This is a genomic window from Mangrovicella endophytica (assembly GCF_002893625.1).
Taxonomy (GTDB): Bacteria; Pseudomonadota; Alphaproteobacteria; order Rhizobiales; family Rhizobiaceae; genus Mangrovicella; species Mangrovicella endophytica.
The window spans coordinates 92472-107801 of sequence record NZ_PKMZ01000001.1 but is presented as its reverse complement, the minus strand read 5'-3'; the positions used below and the strand labels follow the sequence as shown (position 1 = coordinate 107801).

Annotated in this window: 14 protein-coding genes; 10 read left to right on the top strand and 4 right to left on the bottom strand. The window is 67.2% G+C overall.

All coding sequences use genetic code 11. The features are described from left to right. Positions 1–2: 2 nt before the first annotated feature. Together araG and C0R46_RS00485 are read right to left on the bottom strand one after the other, a co-directional pair. Positions 3–1517: an L-arabinose ABC transporter ATP-binding protein AraG gene (gene araG / locus C0R46_RS00490; RefSeq protein WP_102957629.1), complete on the bottom strand. Its 1515-nt coding sequence runs from the start codon at positions 1515–1517 to the stop codon at positions 3–5. Positions 1518–1588: 71 nt separating this feature from the next. Continuing rightward, a complete protein-coding gene (locus C0R46_RS00485) occupies positions 1589–2572 on the bottom strand; it encodes an arabinose ABC transporter substrate-binding protein (protein WP_102957628.1) in 984 nt (327 codons plus the stop codon). 232 nt (positions 2573–2804) lie between these two features. Between C0R46_RS00485 and C0R46_RS00480 the strand changes: the two genes are divergently transcribed. Continuing rightward, the gene (locus C0R46_RS00480) at positions 2805–3488 is read left to right on the top strand and encodes a FadR/GntR family transcriptional regulator (RefSeq protein WP_245413414.1); all 684 of its coding nucleotides are present in this window, start codon (positions 2805–2807) and stop codon (positions 3486–3488) included. Between the two features lie 373 nt (positions 3489–3861). Here C0R46_RS00480 and C0R46_RS00475 read toward each other — a convergent pair whose 3' ends face one another. Then, entirely contained in the window at positions 3862–4749 is an 888-nt protein-coding gene (locus tag C0R46_RS00475) for a LysR family transcriptional regulator (RefSeq protein ID WP_102957627.1), read from the bottom strand. Between the two features lie 225 nt (positions 4750–4974). On the opposite strand from C0R46_RS00475, the gene C0R46_RS00470 reads away from it, so the two are divergent. Together C0R46_RS00470 and C0R46_RS00465 are read left to right on the top strand one after the other, a co-directional pair. Beyond that, positions 4975–5811, top strand: coding sequence for a DMT family transporter (locus C0R46_RS00470; RefSeq protein ID WP_102957626.1), 837 nt, complete (start codon positions 4975–4977; stop codon positions 5809–5811). A gap of 310 nt (positions 5812–6121) precedes the next feature. Next, on the top strand, positions 6122–6487 hold the full coding sequence (locus C0R46_RS00465) for a hypothetical protein (RefSeq protein WP_102957625.1): 366 nt from the start codon (positions 6122–6124) through the stop codon (positions 6485–6487). 96 nt (positions 6488–6583) lie between these two features. Here C0R46_RS00465 and C0R46_RS00460 read toward each other — a convergent pair whose 3' ends face one another. Next, positions 6584–7600 carry a sugar-binding transcriptional regulator gene (locus C0R46_RS00460; RefSeq protein ID WP_102957624.1) on the bottom strand — a complete coding sequence of 339 codons (1017 nt, stop codon included), beginning with the start codon at positions 7598–7600 and terminating at the stop codon, positions 6584–6586. A 123-nt stretch (positions 7601–7723) separates the two neighbouring features. Between C0R46_RS00460 and C0R46_RS00455 the strand changes: the two genes are divergently transcribed. The 7 genes from C0R46_RS00455 (at position 7724) to C0R46_RS00430 (ending at position 15270) form a co-directional block, all read left to right on the top strand. Further along, complete coding sequence (locus C0R46_RS00455; RefSeq protein ID WP_245413358.1) at positions 7724–8677, top strand: sugar ABC transporter substrate-binding protein; 954 nt, start codon at positions 7724–7726, stop codon at positions 8675–8677. Between the two features lie 79 nt (positions 8678–8756). Next, complete coding sequence (locus tag C0R46_RS00450) at positions 8757–10271, top strand: sugar ABC transporter ATP-binding protein (protein WP_102957622.1); 1515 nt, start codon at positions 8757–8759, stop codon at positions 10269–10271. Continuing rightward, positions 10268–11254, top strand: a complete 987-nt coding sequence (locus tag C0R46_RS00445) for an ABC transporter permease (protein ID WP_102957621.1) — start codon at positions 10268–10270, stop codon at positions 11252–11254. Before C0R46_RS00450 ends, C0R46_RS00445 begins: the two co-directional genes overlap by 4 nt. Positions 11255–11300: 46 nt before the next feature. After that, positions 11301–12383: a thiamine pyrophosphate-dependent dehydrogenase E1 component subunit alpha gene (locus C0R46_RS20905; RefSeq protein WP_245413357.1), complete on the top strand. Its 1083-nt coding sequence runs from the start codon at positions 11301–11303 to the stop codon at positions 12381–12383. Between the two features lie 3 nt (positions 12384–12386). Then, positions 12387–13361 (top strand): alpha-ketoacid dehydrogenase subunit beta, encoded by a 975-nt coding sequence (locus C0R46_RS20900; protein WP_198598204.1) that lies wholly within the window; start codon positions 12387–12389, stop codon positions 13359–13361. After that, positions 13358–14950, top strand: a complete 1593-nt coding sequence (locus C0R46_RS00435; protein ID WP_102957620.1) for an acetoin dehydrogenase dihydrolipoyllysine-residue acetyltransferase subunit — start codon at positions 13358–13360, stop codon at positions 14948–14950. Before C0R46_RS20900 ends, C0R46_RS00435 begins: the two co-directional genes overlap by 4 nt. Next, positions 14947–15270 (top strand): carboxymuconolactone decarboxylase family protein, encoded by a 324-nt coding sequence (locus C0R46_RS00430; RefSeq protein ID WP_102957619.1) that lies wholly within the window; start codon positions 14947–14949, stop codon positions 15268–15270. The genes C0R46_RS00435 and C0R46_RS00430 overlap by 4 nt, the downstream gene beginning before the upstream one ends. The last annotated feature ends 60 nt before the right edge of the window (positions 15271–15330 follow it).

The following is a 15330-nucleotide window of genomic DNA, read 5'->3' as shown; positions in this document are numbered from 1 at the left end:
GATCAGGATACCATTGATGTCAGCGGCGCCTCGCTATCAGGCAGGGCGGCGGCGAGCAGCGCAGCCTCGGAGAAGGACGGGCGGTCGAACTCGGCGACGATGCGACGCTCGCACATCACCAGAATGCGGTCGCAGATGCCCATGATCTCCGGCAGCTCGCTGGATACGACGACAATCGCGAGACCTTTCTCCGCGAGAGCGTAGAGGATTTCGTAGATCTCGGCCTTGGCGCCGACGTCGATGCCGCGCGTCGGCTCGTCGACGATCAGCACCTTCACGTCCGGCTCGGCCAGCCAGCGGGCCAGGATGACCTTTTGCTGGTTCCCACCGGACAGGTTGACGATGTCCTGGCGGCGTGACGGCGTGCGGATTCGCAGCGTCTCGATGAACCGGTCCGCCGTCGTGGCCTCCCGCCGTGGCTGAAGGATGCCGAAGGGGGAATGATGGCGCCGCGCGGCAATCGCGATGTTGTCGCCGACGGAGCGGCCCTGGATGATCCCGTCCGCCTTACGATCTTCGGGGCAGAGGACGAGGCCGTCCCGGATCGCCTGCCGCGGGCTGAGCTCTTCGAGCGGTTGCCCGTCGATGCGCACAGCGCCGCCGCTGGCAGGGTCCGCGCCGAAAACGAGCCGCATCAGCTCGCTTCGCCCCGCGCCGACGAGGCCGAAGAAGCCGAGGATTTCGCCTGCTTGTGCCGTAAAGCTCTGCGGCTGCGGCACGCGCGAGCCTTGCAGTCCGTCGACCGAGAGCCGCGTCGCGCCGGCCGTCCGCGGCCGCCAAGTCCAGATGTCGGCGATCTCGCGCCCCACCATCTCGGCGACGATACGCTCGCGCGTCACGCCCTCCATCGTCTCGTGATGGGCCGCAAGCTTGCCGTCTCGCAGCACGGTACAGCCATCGCAAAGGCGGAAAATCTCTTCCAGACGATGCGATACGTAGAGGATGACCTTGCCGGCATCCCGCAGCCGGCCGATCAGCCTGAACAGGATCTCGCTTTCGCGTGACGAGAGGGACGATGTTGGTTCGTCCAGCGCGATGACACGTGCGTCGATCATCACCGCCTTGGCGATCTCGACCATCTGGCGCTCGCCGATCGACAGGGTCGCCACCTTCGCCCGCGGATCGACGGCGATGCCGATCTCGTCCAGCGCCTTGCCGACCTCGGCGAACAGGGCCTTGAAGTCGACGATGCCGCCGCGCGCTGGGAAGCGGCCGAGGCGGAGATTTTCGGCGACGGAGAGGTCGGGGACGAGCTGCAATTCCTGATGCACGACGACGACTCCCGCACCGAAGGCGTCGCGGGCTGAGCCGTAGCGTTGCACCGCGCCGTCGATGCGGATCTCGCCGGCATCGGCAACGGTATCACCGGACAGGATGCGGATCAGCGTCGACTTGCCGGCACCGTTCTCGCCCATCAGGCCGTGAACACGGCCGCGGCCGACGGAGAAGCCGATATCGGCAAGTGCCGTGACGCCGGGATAAGTCTTCGACAGGCCAGACAGTTCAAGGAACGACATCGAGACTCTTCTTGTCGTCGGCAGGTGGACGAAGGGCCCGGCGGCTGATTGTCGCCGCCGGCCGCCCGCCGTCAGTTGATGCCGAGATCCTTGCGCACCGCCTCGTAGTCGCTGCGCTTGGCAAGCTGGCCGCTGGTCAGGATCAGCTTCTCCGGCTCTTTCCCGTCCGCGATCCAGTCATACATATTGGCTGCGGTCTCATAGCCGTGGCGCTTCGGCGAGATGATCACGGTGCCGAAGAACCCGGTCTCGGCCGGCTTCTTGAACTCGTTGATCGCCGACTCGGCGCCGCCGATCCCCACGCCGATCACGTTGGACGCGGGGATGCCGACGCCTTCGGTGGCACGGACCGCGCCGAGCACCGCCTCGTCGTTGAGACCGACCGCAATCCAGTGCTTGATCTCGGGGTGCGCGTTGATGACCGTCGTTGCCGCGTTTAAAGCGGCTTCCGTGTCGGTCTTTGCCTGCGGTGCGTTGAAGATGTTGGCGGCGGGGAAGCCTGCCTTCTCCAGCACCGAGGTCGCACCGGTCACCCGGTCGACCGCCGTCGGCAACTGGTCATACGAGACCTTGATCGCGCCGACCTCGCTCATCTCCCAGCCGCGGACCTTCATCTCGTCGACGATCGCCTGGCCCACGGCCTCGCCGATCTTGGTGGCGGAGATGCCCATATGCGGCACGTCTTCCAGCGGCTGGCCGGAATTATCCACCAGCCGGTCGTCCACCGTCATCAGCTTGAGGTCGTTCGCTGCCGCCTTGGCAACGATGCCGGGTCCGAGCTTGACGTCCGGGGTGCAGATGATGAAGCCCTGAGCGCCCTGCGCACCGAGGTTGTCGATCGCAGACTGGACCTTCTCACCATCTTCCGCACCGATCTCGATCAGGGTGAAGCCCTTCTCCTTGGCCGCGGCCTGAGCGAACTTCCATTCATCCTGGAACCACGGCTCTTCCGGCTGCTTGACGATGAAGCCGATCTTCACATCCGCCGCCTCGGCCGCGCCGACCGCCAGAAGCATCGCGGCACCTGCGAGGATGGCTCTTTTCCAATGTCCCATGATCTTCCTCCCGAACGCGATCCCGTGCCTCCCGGTCGCTCATCATTGGTAGGCCGGCTCGAGCGGTAGCGTCAAGATTAGTGTCTGACTTATTCTCGCTCTTGTCCGACATGCCGCGATGCAGCACAACGGAGGGGGAAATGCGGTAATGGTGCGTGCGATGGTGGTCCCGGCAACCGAGCGATCGAAACAGGCAAGACCGAAGCCCCGTGTCGGACGGGTCTTCGTGGCCATGCTTGCACGCAGCATCGCTGACGGCCGCTTCGGCGAGGGTTCGACGCTGCCGCGCGAACAGGATCTCTGCACCGAATTCGGGGTGAGCCGGCCTGTCGTACGCGAGGCGCTCAAGCGGCTGGAGTCAAAGGGCGTCGTGCGCTCGCGATCGCGGGCCGGGACCTTCGTGCGCCCGCGCGGCGAGTGGAACATCCTGGATGCGGATCTCCTCGACTGGATGGGCGAGGTGGTGATCGATGCGCAGTTTCTCGCGGCCGTCCTGGAAGCGCGTCGCGCGGTCGAGCCCTTTGCGGCCGAGCTTGCCGCCGAACGCGCCAGCCTTGCCGACGCGGCCGCGCTTCATGCTGCCTGGGAGGCGATGCGCGACGCCGCGCCTGATGATGACGTTGCCTTCACGCAGGCTGACGCCGAATTCCACCGCATCCTTTTGCGCGCCAGTGGAAACGCCGTCTTCACGCAGCTGTCGGATGTCATCGATGCCGCCCTGACACGCGCGCTCGACCGCGCCAACAGATCGGTTCGAACCCATCAGGAAACGGTAGAAGTCCATGGCCGGCTGGTCGAAGCCGTGCGCATGCGCGACGGAGCCGCCGCCCGCGAAGCGTCGGAGGCGATCCTGCACACCGCAGCGCGTGATCTGTCGCGATGGAAGTCACAGACCACCCAGATCGTACTCGAATAAGTCTCGAGGGCGCCGCGCGGCGCGATCGTCGAGCTTGCGGCAATCCGGCTGGACAATTCCGATCACATCGATCTGCTGAAGGTCCCGAGGTCGCTGAGGGGCTACGTCGTGCTGTCGGGGTACGCGTGCCCGCTCCACGATGACGCGCCGGTCGGCTGGACACGGATGGATAGGACGGGAACAACGGTGGGCGGAACAGGCGGACGGAGTCGGTCTGGCTGAACTCGCAGGCGGCGGAAGCAACGACGTCGAGCAGCGTCGGGCAGCTGGCGCTGTTTTAATGGCTGCCTAGGGTGGAAAGCAGAACGGCGGCTTGAAAGTCCTATGTTCGAGAATGCTGACCGCAGAGCCCGCCCAGGTCTTCAATCCGAACCTAGCCCGCCAATGCAAGCTTTCCGTACCGGTTGATCTCTTCCTGCATGCTGAAGATCAGGCTGTCCAACGCCGGGTTTCGGGCCTTCTTCGCGCGCCGCACGACATAGGCGAGCGGGGGCGGCTCGGGCAGGCGAACGTCAACGATCTCCATATCCGGACGTAGATGGCGTTCGTTCAGGAGAGCAATCCCCAAGCCCGCTTCAACCGCGGCGACGATGCCGGCAGCGCTCGTGCATTCAAAGACGGTCTCGAGATCCGTATCGCCGTCCTGTCCGACGTCGAGCGCCCAGTGTCGATAGAAGCAGTCGCAACCGAATGACAGGAACGGGATCGGTCCAGTAGGACCGAGCGTCAGGCCACGCGACTTAACCCAGTGCAGGGTCTCACGAAACAGCACCACGTCAGTCGGCCGGATCTCGTGGGCGAACACCTGAACGATGGCGACGTCCAACTCGCCGTGTTCCAACATGGATCGAAGTACCAAGCTCATCCGAACCTTCGTGCGCACGGCCACGTTGGGGTAAAGACGGCGAAAGCGTCCGAGGATGCGGGCCAGGTCCGAGCAGGTCGTGTCCTCCGTCAGGCCCAGCATGATGCGGCCCTCCAGCTCGGACTTCGCCAAGCTGGCGAGAGCCTCGTCGTGCAGTCCCAGGATTTTCTCAGCGTAGTCCAGCAGGGAGCATCCGTCGGCGGTGAACGTTGCACCGCCCGGCCTCCGGTCCAGTAGCTCGCACCCCAGGCTGGCTTCCAGCCTCTTCAACTTGTGGCTCACTGCTGACTGAGTGAGCCCGAGGGCGACTGCCGCGCGCGTCACCCCTCCGTGCAGCTTGATGGCTCGGAGTGCACGCAAGGCATCGATGTCCAACCGCCTGCTGGTGATCTCCATCTCGCTGCTCCAAGCCCTCCGATGCAGGCACTGTGACTTAATCCAGCACTAAAGCCCAGCTTCGATGACAAATTTGCAGATTTGTCATGAGATCATCGATGCTTGTCATGTGCTCAGCGGCGGCGCCTTGGCTACGAGACAGGGATATCCGCAACCGGGCTTCCCGTGACCACATCTTTTCCCAACCCATTGAACACGGCGCGGCACCGCTTCCTGTTCCCCGCAATGGCGGCCCTCCTAATCATCTGTTGGAGCTCTGGCTTCGTCGGGATCCGCTACGCCAGCGAAGAAGCCAGCGTTGCAGTCCTGCTGTTCTGGAGAACCCTGCTGTCGGGGATCATCCTCCTTCCGTTCGCGCTTGCGTTTGGACCGAAGATGCACCTGCGCGCCGCCATTTCTCAGATGGGGTTTGGCGTTATGGCCGTGTTCATCTACCTCGGGGGGTTCGCGCTGGCGATCGAGCAGCGCGTCCCAACCGGGCTGGTCGCCCTGATGTCCGATCTCGTCCCGCTGGTCATCGCAGCCATGTCCCAACCCCTCCTTGGCGACCGCCTGACGGGTCAGCAATGGGTGGGAACCGCCGTCGCAGTTGCGGGTGTGCTGATCGTGTCTTTCGACAGCCTCAGCTTCGGCACCGCTCCCTTGTGGGCGTATGGGGTGACCATCGGCTCCATGATCGTGTTCGCCCTCGCCTCGGTCCTCCGCAGTAGACGCGGGTCCCTGAACATGCCCGTGCATCGAAGTCTGTGCATTCACTCTCTGACGGGCGCCGCGCTGTTCGGCATCTGGGGATTGGCCGCAGGCGGGCTGGAACCGCCGATCACCCGGGAGTTCGCGATCGGCATGGCATGGATCGTGCTCATCGCCACGTTCGGCGCTTACTCGGTCTACTACACCATGCTGCGACTGTTTCCCGTCGCGAAGGTCAGCGCCGCCATCTATCTCAGCCCGCCCATCACCATGCTCTGGGCCTGGATGCTGTTCTCCGAGCCGCTTACCCCAGCGATGTTCGTGGGGCTCGCCGTCACCATTGCGGGAGTTTGCCTAACGTCGAAGGGCTGAATTCTACGATCGTGCAACACGCTCTGCTTCAAGGAGATCATACGCAGCGTGTGAACGGCGCGGTTGGGCCGAGACCCGAACAGCGGCTTGCCACGGATGACCGACGGCCGCCGGTCCGCTCTCGGCCGCTCATTGGCGCGAAGGGTAGTCTTTGAACGGCCATAACGTTCAACGGTTACGCTTGCCGAGGCAGCAACTCTGCTCCACCGTCGGCTTGACCGAGCGCCCCGGTCCGCCCCATCAGTCGCTGCAAGGATGATGGCGCCTCCACCATATGCGTCGCCTCGTTCCGTAGGTCAGGAGTTGTAGGATGGCGCGCAAAGTTCGAGACGCGGACTGGCTCACGAGAGATGCTGTGGAAGGTAAGCCGGCGGAGCCGTGCTGGCTCTGCGGACGGCTGCTGGGACAGACCGTGGACCGCTTTCACCCAATCCCTAAAAGCCGAGGAGGCCGCGACACCGTACCCGTCCATCCTATTTGCCGAGAGACCATCGACGCCAATCTCTCGGCAAGCGAACTTGTCCGTCACGCGGAAGCCGGAACAGCGCTGACCGACACCGAAAGCATCGCACGCTTCGTGAAATGGGTCGCCAACAAGCCCGCCGACTTTCATTCCGCGACAAAGGCGGGCCGGTCGAAGCCGGGGACGGGCGGAACCCATCGCGAGCGTGTCTGACGGACGCGGTTCGCTACGGGCGGTGCCGATCGACCGAAGCCGGAACGGCAGCTTATTGCCTCTACCTTCCCATGAGCAGACAGGTACCATCGGCCCTTACATCATCGGGCGCGTCGTGATGGCCTCTTCGTTCGCCAACAGTTCAAGGGCGGCATCGCCGTCGATGATGAGCCCCTTCACGATGCCGCTCGACATCAGCGCTGCGGCGGCTCGCGCCTTGCGAGGGCTAGCGACCATGAGTACGACGTCCAGGTGCCTTAGCGTGTCGAGGGTCACGGCGATGGTGCGGCCGTTCAGCTCGTGGTCGACCGGACGGCCGGCTGCGTCGAAGAAGATGCCGTTGGTGTCGCCCACGGCGCCCGCAGCCCGCAGGCTCGCCACATCCGCCTTCGACAGCATGCCTTGGCGGCGGAGGAGCGAGTCCTCCTCAAGCTCGCCGACGCTAATCATGCAGAGCGTCGCCTCCTCCGCGATCGCCAGCGCCTTCGTCACGGTGCGCTGCGAGAGCAGGACTTGCCGGTCCTCCACCGTGTCGGCGATGAAGGGGACGGGCAGGAAGTAACCCTCGCCCCCGGTGCGCTTGGCGAGCGTGTACACGAGCTCGAAGGGGTTGAAGGCCGAGTTCGCCGTCAGGGAACCCATCAGCGAGATAAAGCGGGCGCCCGGCGCGCTGACACCCGCGAGGTGCAGCGTCATCTGCTCGATCGTTCGCCCCCAGCCGAGGCCGACCGTCGCCGGCTCATCGCGGGCCAAATGCGCGCGCAGGTGCTTGGCGGCAAGAAGACCGACGGCGCGGAACGCCACCTTTTGTGACGCCGAAAGACCCGCGCGGTCGGCGTCTTCGGCCCCGCCCGCCGCCAGGTCGAGGGCCGGCGTCGCCTGGCAGAAGCGCAGGCCGTAGCGCCGGCGCAGCTCGTCCTCCACAGGCAGCATGCCGGCGAGCTGGCGATCCACCGTGATGCTGACGACGCCCTCCTCCAGCGCGTCGGCGAGGAGCCGGTTGACGCGCGCCCGCGTCAGGCCGAGCCGCTCGGCCGTCTCAGCCTGGTTGAGGCCGCCGACATGATAGAGCCAGGCGGCCTTCACCATGAGCGTCTCGTCATCCTCGATCATCTCTGTTCCTTACATTTGTATTTCATCTTGACGTTTGTCACCGACGGACCCTAGCATCCACTTCGCGTCTTGGGAGAGGCGCTTGGACGCCGCGAGGGAACGCGGCTTGGGAGGAACTTCAAAATGCAGACTCGTGCAATGAGGAATGGTGTCCTCGCGGCGCTGGCCGTCCTCGGCGTGTCCGTCAGCGCGCCGGCGCTCGCCATCGACATCGCCTGGGTTCATGCCAATGCGGCGGCGCAGTCCGAGCAGCGCGTCAAGGCCGGCTTCGACGCCTGGCTGAAAGAAACCGGCAAGTCCGACTGGAACGTCAGCTATCTCGACAGCGGCGGATCCGGCGAGAAGACCGCCGCCAACATCCAGGACGCGACTTCGCGCGGCGTCGACGCCATCATCGTCACCATGGCGGATCTACGCGCCTCGGCAGCCGCCATCCAGGCCGCCGTCGACGCCAAGATCCCGATCTTCACCGCCGACAGCGGCGACGTGAAGGGAACGATGGTCGACGTCACCACCAACAACTGGACCATGGGCGCGACCGTCTCGCCCTACTTCCTTAACGAGGTCGGGCCCGGCTCGAAGATCATCTTCCTGCGCATGGCGGAGCACCACGGCACCCGCAAGCGCGGCGATGTCATGGCGACGATCCTGAAGGAGTATCCAGACATCGAGGTGCTGGCCGAGCACAACATCGACTACACCGCCTTCTTCGAAGACACGACGCGCACCATGCAGGACTATGCGACGCGCTTCGGCGACGAGATCGACGGCGTCTGGGCGCCGTGGGACGAGCCGGCGCAAGCCGCGCTGAACGCCCTCAAGGCAGCCGGCAACACCCACGCCAAGGTGATCGGCATCGACGGCCACCCGCAGGCGATCGCCGAGGTCTGCAAGGATGGCAGCCAGATGATCGCGACGGTAAGCCAGCCTTTCGAGAAGATGGGTGCGCAGACCGGCGAGTGGATCGAGGAGATCGTCGTGGAGAAGAAGGACGCGGCCTCCGTGATCCCCTCCAAGGTCGTCTACCTCGACGCACCGCTCGTCACCAAGGCCAACTGCAAGGACTTCATGAAGTGACCGCCACGGCCGGCACCGCGCATCAGCGCGGCGCCGGCCGGACACCCTCCCCTCTGATCAAGCACGGAGACAGCGGCAATTGGCCATTATCCTCAGCGACATCGTCATGGACTATCCGGGCACGCGGGCGCTCGACCGCGTCGGCGTCGAGTTCCGCGACGACGAGGTCCACGGCCTCATCGGGGAGAACGGCGCGGGCAAGACGACGCTCGTGTCGATCCTCGGCGGCAGCCGGCTCGCGACGGCCGGGCGCATGACGCTGGACGGCGAGGAAGTGCGCCTGACGGACGCCGGCGACGCGCTTGCCCGCGGCATCGCCCATGTCTCGCAGGAAGGCAGCCTCGTTCCGGGCCTGACCGCCGCCGAGAACATCCTGCTCGGCGCGGAGCCAAGGCGCCTCGGCGCGATTGTCGACCGGCGGGCCCTGTCGCGGCAGGCCCGCGAGCTTCTCACCCGCTGGTTTCCCGATGTCGAGATCGACCTCGACGCGCCGGTGGAGAGCTTGCCTTATGCCGACCAGAAGATCGTCGAGATCGTGCGCGCCCTGCGCGGCAGCGTGCGCATCCTGATCCTCGACGAGCCGACCGCCACGCTTCCGGCCCGCGAGAAGGAACGCCTGTGGGCGATCGTGCGCCGCCTGCCAACGCAGGGCGTCGGCGTGGTGTTGATCAGCCATTTCCTGTCGGAGATCCTCGCCCTATCCGACCGCATCACGGTGTTGCGCGACGGGCGTCTGGTCGAGACCTTCTCGGCCGCCGGCGCCGACGAGGCGCGGCTGGTGCGGCTGATGCTGCAGCGCGGCCAGACTGGCGGCGCCGTGGACGCGCCGCGCGGCGCCGTAGACACCGCCGTGCCGCCGGTGATCGAGGTCTCGGATTGGCAGACGGCGGACGCGACCGCCGGGCATTTCGCGGTGCGGCCCGGCGAGATCGTCGGGCTGATCGGCCTGACCGGCTCCGGCCACTTCGCCTTCGCCCGCTCTCTCTACGACGCTCCCGACCGCATTGGCGGGGCGATGCGCTTTGCCGGAGAAGAGGTAGCGGACGTGTCCGCCGCGGCCATGCGCCGGCGCGGCGTCGCATTCGTGCCCGACCATCGGATGATCCACTCCCTCGTCGCCGACTGGAGCGTGCGCGAGAACCTCGCCATGGTGCACCCCGAGGCCGGGGCGTTGTCCGCCCTCGGCATCCTGCGCCCGGCCCGCGAAGGACGCGAGGCACGCCGCGTCATGGGCCGCCTCGCCGTCAAGGCGTCGTCGCCCGAGCAGATCGTCACCGAGTTGTCCGGCGGCAACAAGCAGAAGATTTCCATCGGCAAGTGGCTCTACGGCGCCGAAGATCGGTACCGCCTGATGATCTTCGTGGAGCCGACGGAAGGCGTCGACATCGGGGCCAAGCGCGAAATCCACCAGCTGATGAAGGACCTCGCCCGCGCCGGCTGCGCCGTCGTCGTCGCCTCGTCCGACCTCATCGAAATCGCCGACCTCGCCACCCGCGTCGTGTCGTTCGCGGGTGGACACGCTATCGGAGAACTCCATTGGCCCAACTTCTCGGAACAGAGCTTCATCGCGGCCATGGCGGGAGCGCGATCATGAGCGCGGCCCTCGCCGCCCCGCGCGACGACGCGGCTGGCCGCAGGCGCCTGAAGCAGGGCCTGCTGCGCTATTCCACCCTGATCGTCCTGGCGCTCCTGTTCATCGGCTTCTCGATCGGCGTTGACCGCTTCCTGACGACCTCCAACCTTCTCAACATCCTGCAGCAGATCTCGATGCTGACGATCGTCGCGATCGGGCTGACCTTCGGCTTCGCCGCACGGGAGATGGACCTGTCGGTCGGCTTCATGGCGGGGCTCGCGGGCCTCATCGCGCCGCTGCTCCTCGTTGCGGGCTGGCCGATGCCGGTCGCCCTCCTCGCCGGGCTCGGCGCCGGCCTCGCCGTCGGTCTCGTCAACGCCCTTCTCGTCACCCTCGTCGGCGTGCCGTCTCTGATCGCCACGCTCGCCATGGGCTCGATCTTGTTCGGCGTGAACTTCCTCCTGTCCGGCGGACGCGCCATCTATGGCGGACTGCCCGACAGCTACCTCGTGCTCGGCCAGGGCCGCATCCTCGGCATTCCCGTCGTTGCCTTCATCATGCTGGGCGCGGTCGCGCTCGCCTGGTTCGTGATGGAGCGGACCATCTTCGGCCGCTACGTCTACGCTGTCGGCGGCAACCTGAAGGCGGCCGAGCTGTCCGGCATCCGGGGGCGGCGCTACCGGCAGGCGGCGCTCGTCATCTCCAGCCTGTTTGCCGCCGTTGCCGGACTTCTTCTGTCGGCGCGGCTCGGCTCCGGTCAGCCGAATGCGGGGCAGGACTACCTCCTCGACGGACTCGCCACCGTGTTCATCGGCATGACGATGTTCCGCCCCGGCACGGCGACGATCGCCGGCACCTTCTTCGGCGCCCTGTTCATCGGCGTCATCAACAACGGCCTGAACCTCGTCGGCCTCGACACCTACATCCAGAGCATCGTGAAGGGCGTCATCATCATCGTCGCCGTCGCGGTCGTGTCCCGCACTACGAAGCTGAAGCTGATCTGACGGCGCTTAGCTTTCCACCCGTTCGCCCCGACACCAGGACGATCCCATGACCGAACTTCGACCCGACATCCGAGCGGCCGGCGCCCCCGGCAGCGCCGCTGGCATACCCGGCGGCAACTCCGGCCTTCTGCCGCTCTACCGGACCATGCGGCGCATCCGCTCCTTCGAGGAGCGTGTTGGCGAACTCTTCGTGCGCGGCCTGTCGGCCGGCTCCATGCTGCACCTCTCTATCGGCGAGGAGTCGGCCGCGGCAGGCGTCGTGAAGGCCATGGCGCCGCAGGACACCTTCACCACCCATCATCGCGGCCACGGCATCTTCCTCGCCCGCGGCGCCGACCCGGCGCGCATGATGGCCGAGATCGCCGGCAAGGACAGCGGCTACTGCTCGGGCAAGGGCGGCTCGATGCACATTGCCGACATGGCACTCGGGCATCTCGGCGCCAACGCCATCGTGGGCGGCGGCATCCCGGCCGTCGTCGGCGCCGGCCTTTCGGCGAAGCGCCTGAAGAAGGATTCCGTCTCCGTCGCCTTCTTCGGAGACGGCGCGACCGGCCAGGGCATCCTCTACGAGAGCATGAACATGGCGGCTCTCTGGGACCTGCCGGTGCTCTTCGTCTGCATCAACAACCAGTACGGCATGGGGACGCGGATCGACCAGGCGACGCGCAACGCGCGCTTCGACGAGCGCGCCCGTGCCTTCGGCCTCAACGGCGCGATGGTCGACGGTGACGACGTGGAAGAGGTGGCGGCCACCGCGCAGGAGCTGATGGACGAGGCGCGGGCCGGACGGCCCGGGTTCCTCGCGGTCTCCTGCTATCGCTTCTACGGCCATGCCCGCATGGACAAGAGCCCCTACCGCGCCGAGGAGGAGGAGGCCGCCGGCCGCCTTCGCGACCCTGTACTCAAGGCGCGCCTGCGGCTGATCGAGCGCGGCGGCGCGGCCGAGGCCGAACTCGACGCGATGGACGCCGAGATCGCAGGCGAGATGGACGCGACGATCGACTTCGCCGCCGCATCGAGCGCCCCGCCGCTCTCCTCCATGTTCCGCGACGTCTATGCCGTGGGCGAGCCGGAGCCCGAACCCCTGCGCGTCCGCCTCGACCGCATCCTGTCCAAGGGAGCCGCCTGAGCCATGGTCCAGATCACCTATCGCGACGCGCTGCGCCAGGCGCTGATCGACGCCATGCAGGCCGACGAGACCGTCGTCGTTATCGGCGAGGAGGTCGGCCGCTACGGCGGCGCCTACGGCGTGACCAAGGACCTCATCAAGACCTTTGGCCCGGAGCGGATGATCGACACGCCGATCTCCGAGCCCGCCATCGTCGGCACGGCGGTCGGCGCGGCGATGACGGGCCTGCGGCCGGTCGCCGAGCTGATGTATGTCGACTTCCTCGGCATGACGATGGACCAGCTGACCAACCAGGCCGCCAAAATCCGCTACATGTTCGGCGGCCAGATCGGCGTGCCGATGGTGCTGCGCACACAGGGCGGTACCGGCCGCTCGGCCGGCGCGCAGCACTCGCAGAGCCTCGAAGCCTGGATCATGCACATGCCAGGCCTCAGGCTCGCCATGCCGGCGACGGCCGAGGACGCCTATCACCTTCTGCGCCACGCCCTCACCATGCCGGACCCCGTGGTCTTCATCGAGCACAAGTCGCTCTACACACGGAAGGAAGAGGCCGACCTCTCCACCCCGAAGCTGCCTTGGGGCAAGGCAGCGGTACGGCGCCAGGGCAAGGATCTCGTGATCGTCACCTATTCGCGGCAAGTCCACTACGCGCTGGAGGCCGCCGAGGCCATGGCGAAGGACGGCGTCGAGGCGACCGTCATCGACCTGCGCACCCTTAACCCGCTCGACATGGATACGGTGCGCGAGCACGTCGAGAAGGTCGGGCGCTGCGTCGTCGTCTCCGAGGGCCCGCTGACGGCAGGCGTCGCGGCGGAGCTCTCGGCGCGCATCACCGAGGAATGCTTCGACTTCCTCCACGAACCGGTGATCCGCATCGCCGGCGAGGACGTCCCCATCTCCGTGAGCCAGGCGTTGGAATCCGGCAGCGTGCCCTCGCCCGCCCTGATCGGCGAGTTTGCGAGGCGGCTCGTCGCATGAGCGCCCTCCTCACCATGCCGCGGCTCGGCGAAACCATGGAGGAAGGCCGCATCGTCGGCTGGCTGATCAAGCCCGGTCAGTCCTTCAAACGCGGCGAGCCCATCCTCGAGGTCGAGACCGACAAGACCGTGGCCGAGCTGCCGGCGCTCGCCGACGGCGTCCTGGCAGAGACGTTGGTCGCGCCCGGAGACATGGTGACCGTCGGCGCGCCCATTGCGCGTCTCGCCGGTGGCGCAGCCGAGGCAGCTCCTGAACACCCCGGAACCGTCAAGACCGGCCAGACGGAAACCAGCGGGCCGGTCGTGCGCACGCTCGCCATGCCCCGCCTCGGCGAGACCATGGACGAAGGCAAGATCGTCGGCTGGCTGGTCGAGACAGGCGCCAGCTTCCGGCGTGGCGAGGCACTGCTGGAGATCGAGACCGACAAGACCATCGCCGAATTCCCCGCGCTGTTCGACGGGCGCCTCGTGGAGGTGCTGGTCGAGCCCGGCACCACGCTCGCCGTCGGCGCGCCGCTCGCCCGCGTCGAGGTCGCCGCCGCCAGTGCCAAGCTCGAGGGTTTCGTCGACGACGCGCCGGACGGGCTGGACGCCGCCGAAGAAGTCGTGCCAGCGCCTGAGCCCGCAGCCTTTGCGCCGGCACCCACGGTTGCGGCCGCGGCCAGCCGTGGCGCCGGACCGGTGCGCGCAACGCCGATTGCCCGGCGCCTGGCGGCCCGGCGCGGCCTCGATCTCGCCGGGATCACCGGAACGGGCCGGCGCGGCCGCATCGAGATGCGCGACGTCGAAGGCGCGGCGACCGCAACGCTATCCCGCTCTTCCGGCGTCAGCACCATCGCCTTCGATCGTCTTCCCGCACGCGGCGAGGCGCACGGCCGCGCGCTGCTCCTGCACGGGTTCGGCGGCGACCGTACCACCTTCGCCGGCCTGTCGGCCGCGCTCGCCCGCACCGGCTTCGAGGTGCTCGTGCCCGACCTGCCGGGCCATGGCGATACACGCGCCGATGCGGACAGCGTCGCCGGCCTCGCCGCGCCGCTCGACGCACTCCTCTCGGCGGCAGGTTTCGCGCCGACCGAGATCGTCGCGCATTCGCTCGGCAGCCTCGCCGCCGTGGCGCTCGCCGAGCGCCTGCACGGCCTCCAGCGGCTGACGCTGCTGGCGCCCGCCGGTCTCGGACTGGAGATCGACGAGGCCTTCGTTTCCGGCATGGCGGCCCGGCCGTCGCCGGGCGCGCTGCGCCACCTCCTGCGCCGCCTGACGGCGCAGCCGACCGCTCTTTCCGACGCCGCCGTGGCGGCGCTTGCGGCCTCGCTCGGCGAGGGCCGGCTGGAGGCGCTTGCCGCTGACGCCTTCGGACCGGGCGGCCAGCGCGTCGACATCGTCGCGCCGCTCACGCGTCTCGCCCAGAGCGTCGAGGTGCGGGTGGTGTTCGGGCTGGAGGACCGCATCATCCCCTGGCGCCAGGTCGCGGCGCTGCCCTCTTCGGTCGCGATCCACCTCGTCGCCGGGGCCGGGCACATGCCGCACTGGGACAGGCCGGCCGAGGTCGCGGCCCTCTTCGAAACGACCAGGGTGGGAACTGCACGATGAGCGAGATCCAGGACATCAACGCGCGCCTCGGCGCGCTGGCCAAGGCGCTGCCGGAGGTCGCCGGCGGCTTTCGCCAGCTCGCCAAGGGTGCGCATGCGGGCTCGCGCTTTTCGGGCGCACAGAAGGAGCTCCTCGCCGCCGCCTTCGGCGTGGTGCGGGGATGCGAGGACTGCATCGTCTACCACCTCGACGCGGCGAAGAAGCAGGGCGCCGAACGGGAGGATCTCGTCGAACTCCTCGGCATTGCCGTCGAGATGGGCGGCGGTCCGGCCATGGTCTATGCGGCAAAGGCGCTGAAGACCTTCGACGCGACAAGCTGACACGACATCGACTGGCATGAGCCGGCGCGCGGGAGGCGCGCTACCGGCAGGGAGGAGACA

Coding starts and splice junctions, on each gene's coding strand:
- C0R46_RS00465 (WP_102957625.1), top strand. CDS start 6,122: ATGGCGCGCAAAGTTCGAGACGCGGACTGGCTCACGAGAGATGCTGTG.
- C0R46_RS00475 (WP_102957627.1), bottom strand. CDS start 4,749: ATGGAGATCACCAGCAGGCGGTTGGACATCGATGCCTTGCGTGCACTC.
- C0R46_RS20905 (WP_245413357.1), top strand. CDS start 11,301: ATGACCGAACTTCGACCCGACATCCGAGCGGCCGGCGCCCCCGGCAGC.
- C0R46_RS20900 (WP_198598204.1), top strand. CDS start 12,387: ATGGTCCAGATCACCTATCGCGACGCGCTGCGCCAGGCGCTGATCGAC.
- C0R46_RS00460 (WP_102957624.1), bottom strand. CDS start 7,600: ATGATCGAGGATGACGAGACGCTCATGGTGAAGGCCGCCTGGCTCTAT.
- C0R46_RS00430 (WP_102957619.1), top strand. CDS start 14,947: ATGAGCGAGATCCAGGACATCAACGCGCGCCTCGGCGCGCTGGCCAAG.
- C0R46_RS00455 (WP_245413358.1), top strand. CDS start 7,724: ATGCAGACTCGTGCAATGAGGAATGGTGTCCTCGCGGCGCTGGCCGTC.
- C0R46_RS00485 (WP_102957628.1), bottom strand. CDS start 2,572: ATGGGACATTGGAAAAGAGCCATCCTCGCAGGTGCCGCGATGCTTCTG.
- C0R46_RS00470 (WP_102957626.1), top strand. CDS start 4,975: ATGGCGGCCCTCCTAATCATCTGTTGGAGCTCTGGCTTCGTCGGGATC.
- araG (WP_102957629.1), bottom strand. CDS start 1,517: ATGTCGTTCCTTGAACTGTCTGGCCTGTCGAAGACTTATCCCGGCGTC.
- C0R46_RS00445 (WP_102957621.1), top strand. CDS start 10,268: ATGAGCGCGGCCCTCGCCGCCCCGCGCGACGACGCGGCTGGCCGCAGG.
- C0R46_RS00435 (WP_102957620.1), top strand. CDS start 13,358: ATGAGCGCCCTCCTCACCATGCCGCGGCTCGGCGAAACCATGGAGGAA.
- C0R46_RS00480 (WP_245413414.1), top strand. CDS start 2,805: ATGCTTGCACGCAGCATCGCTGACGGCCGCTTCGGCGAGGGTTCGACG.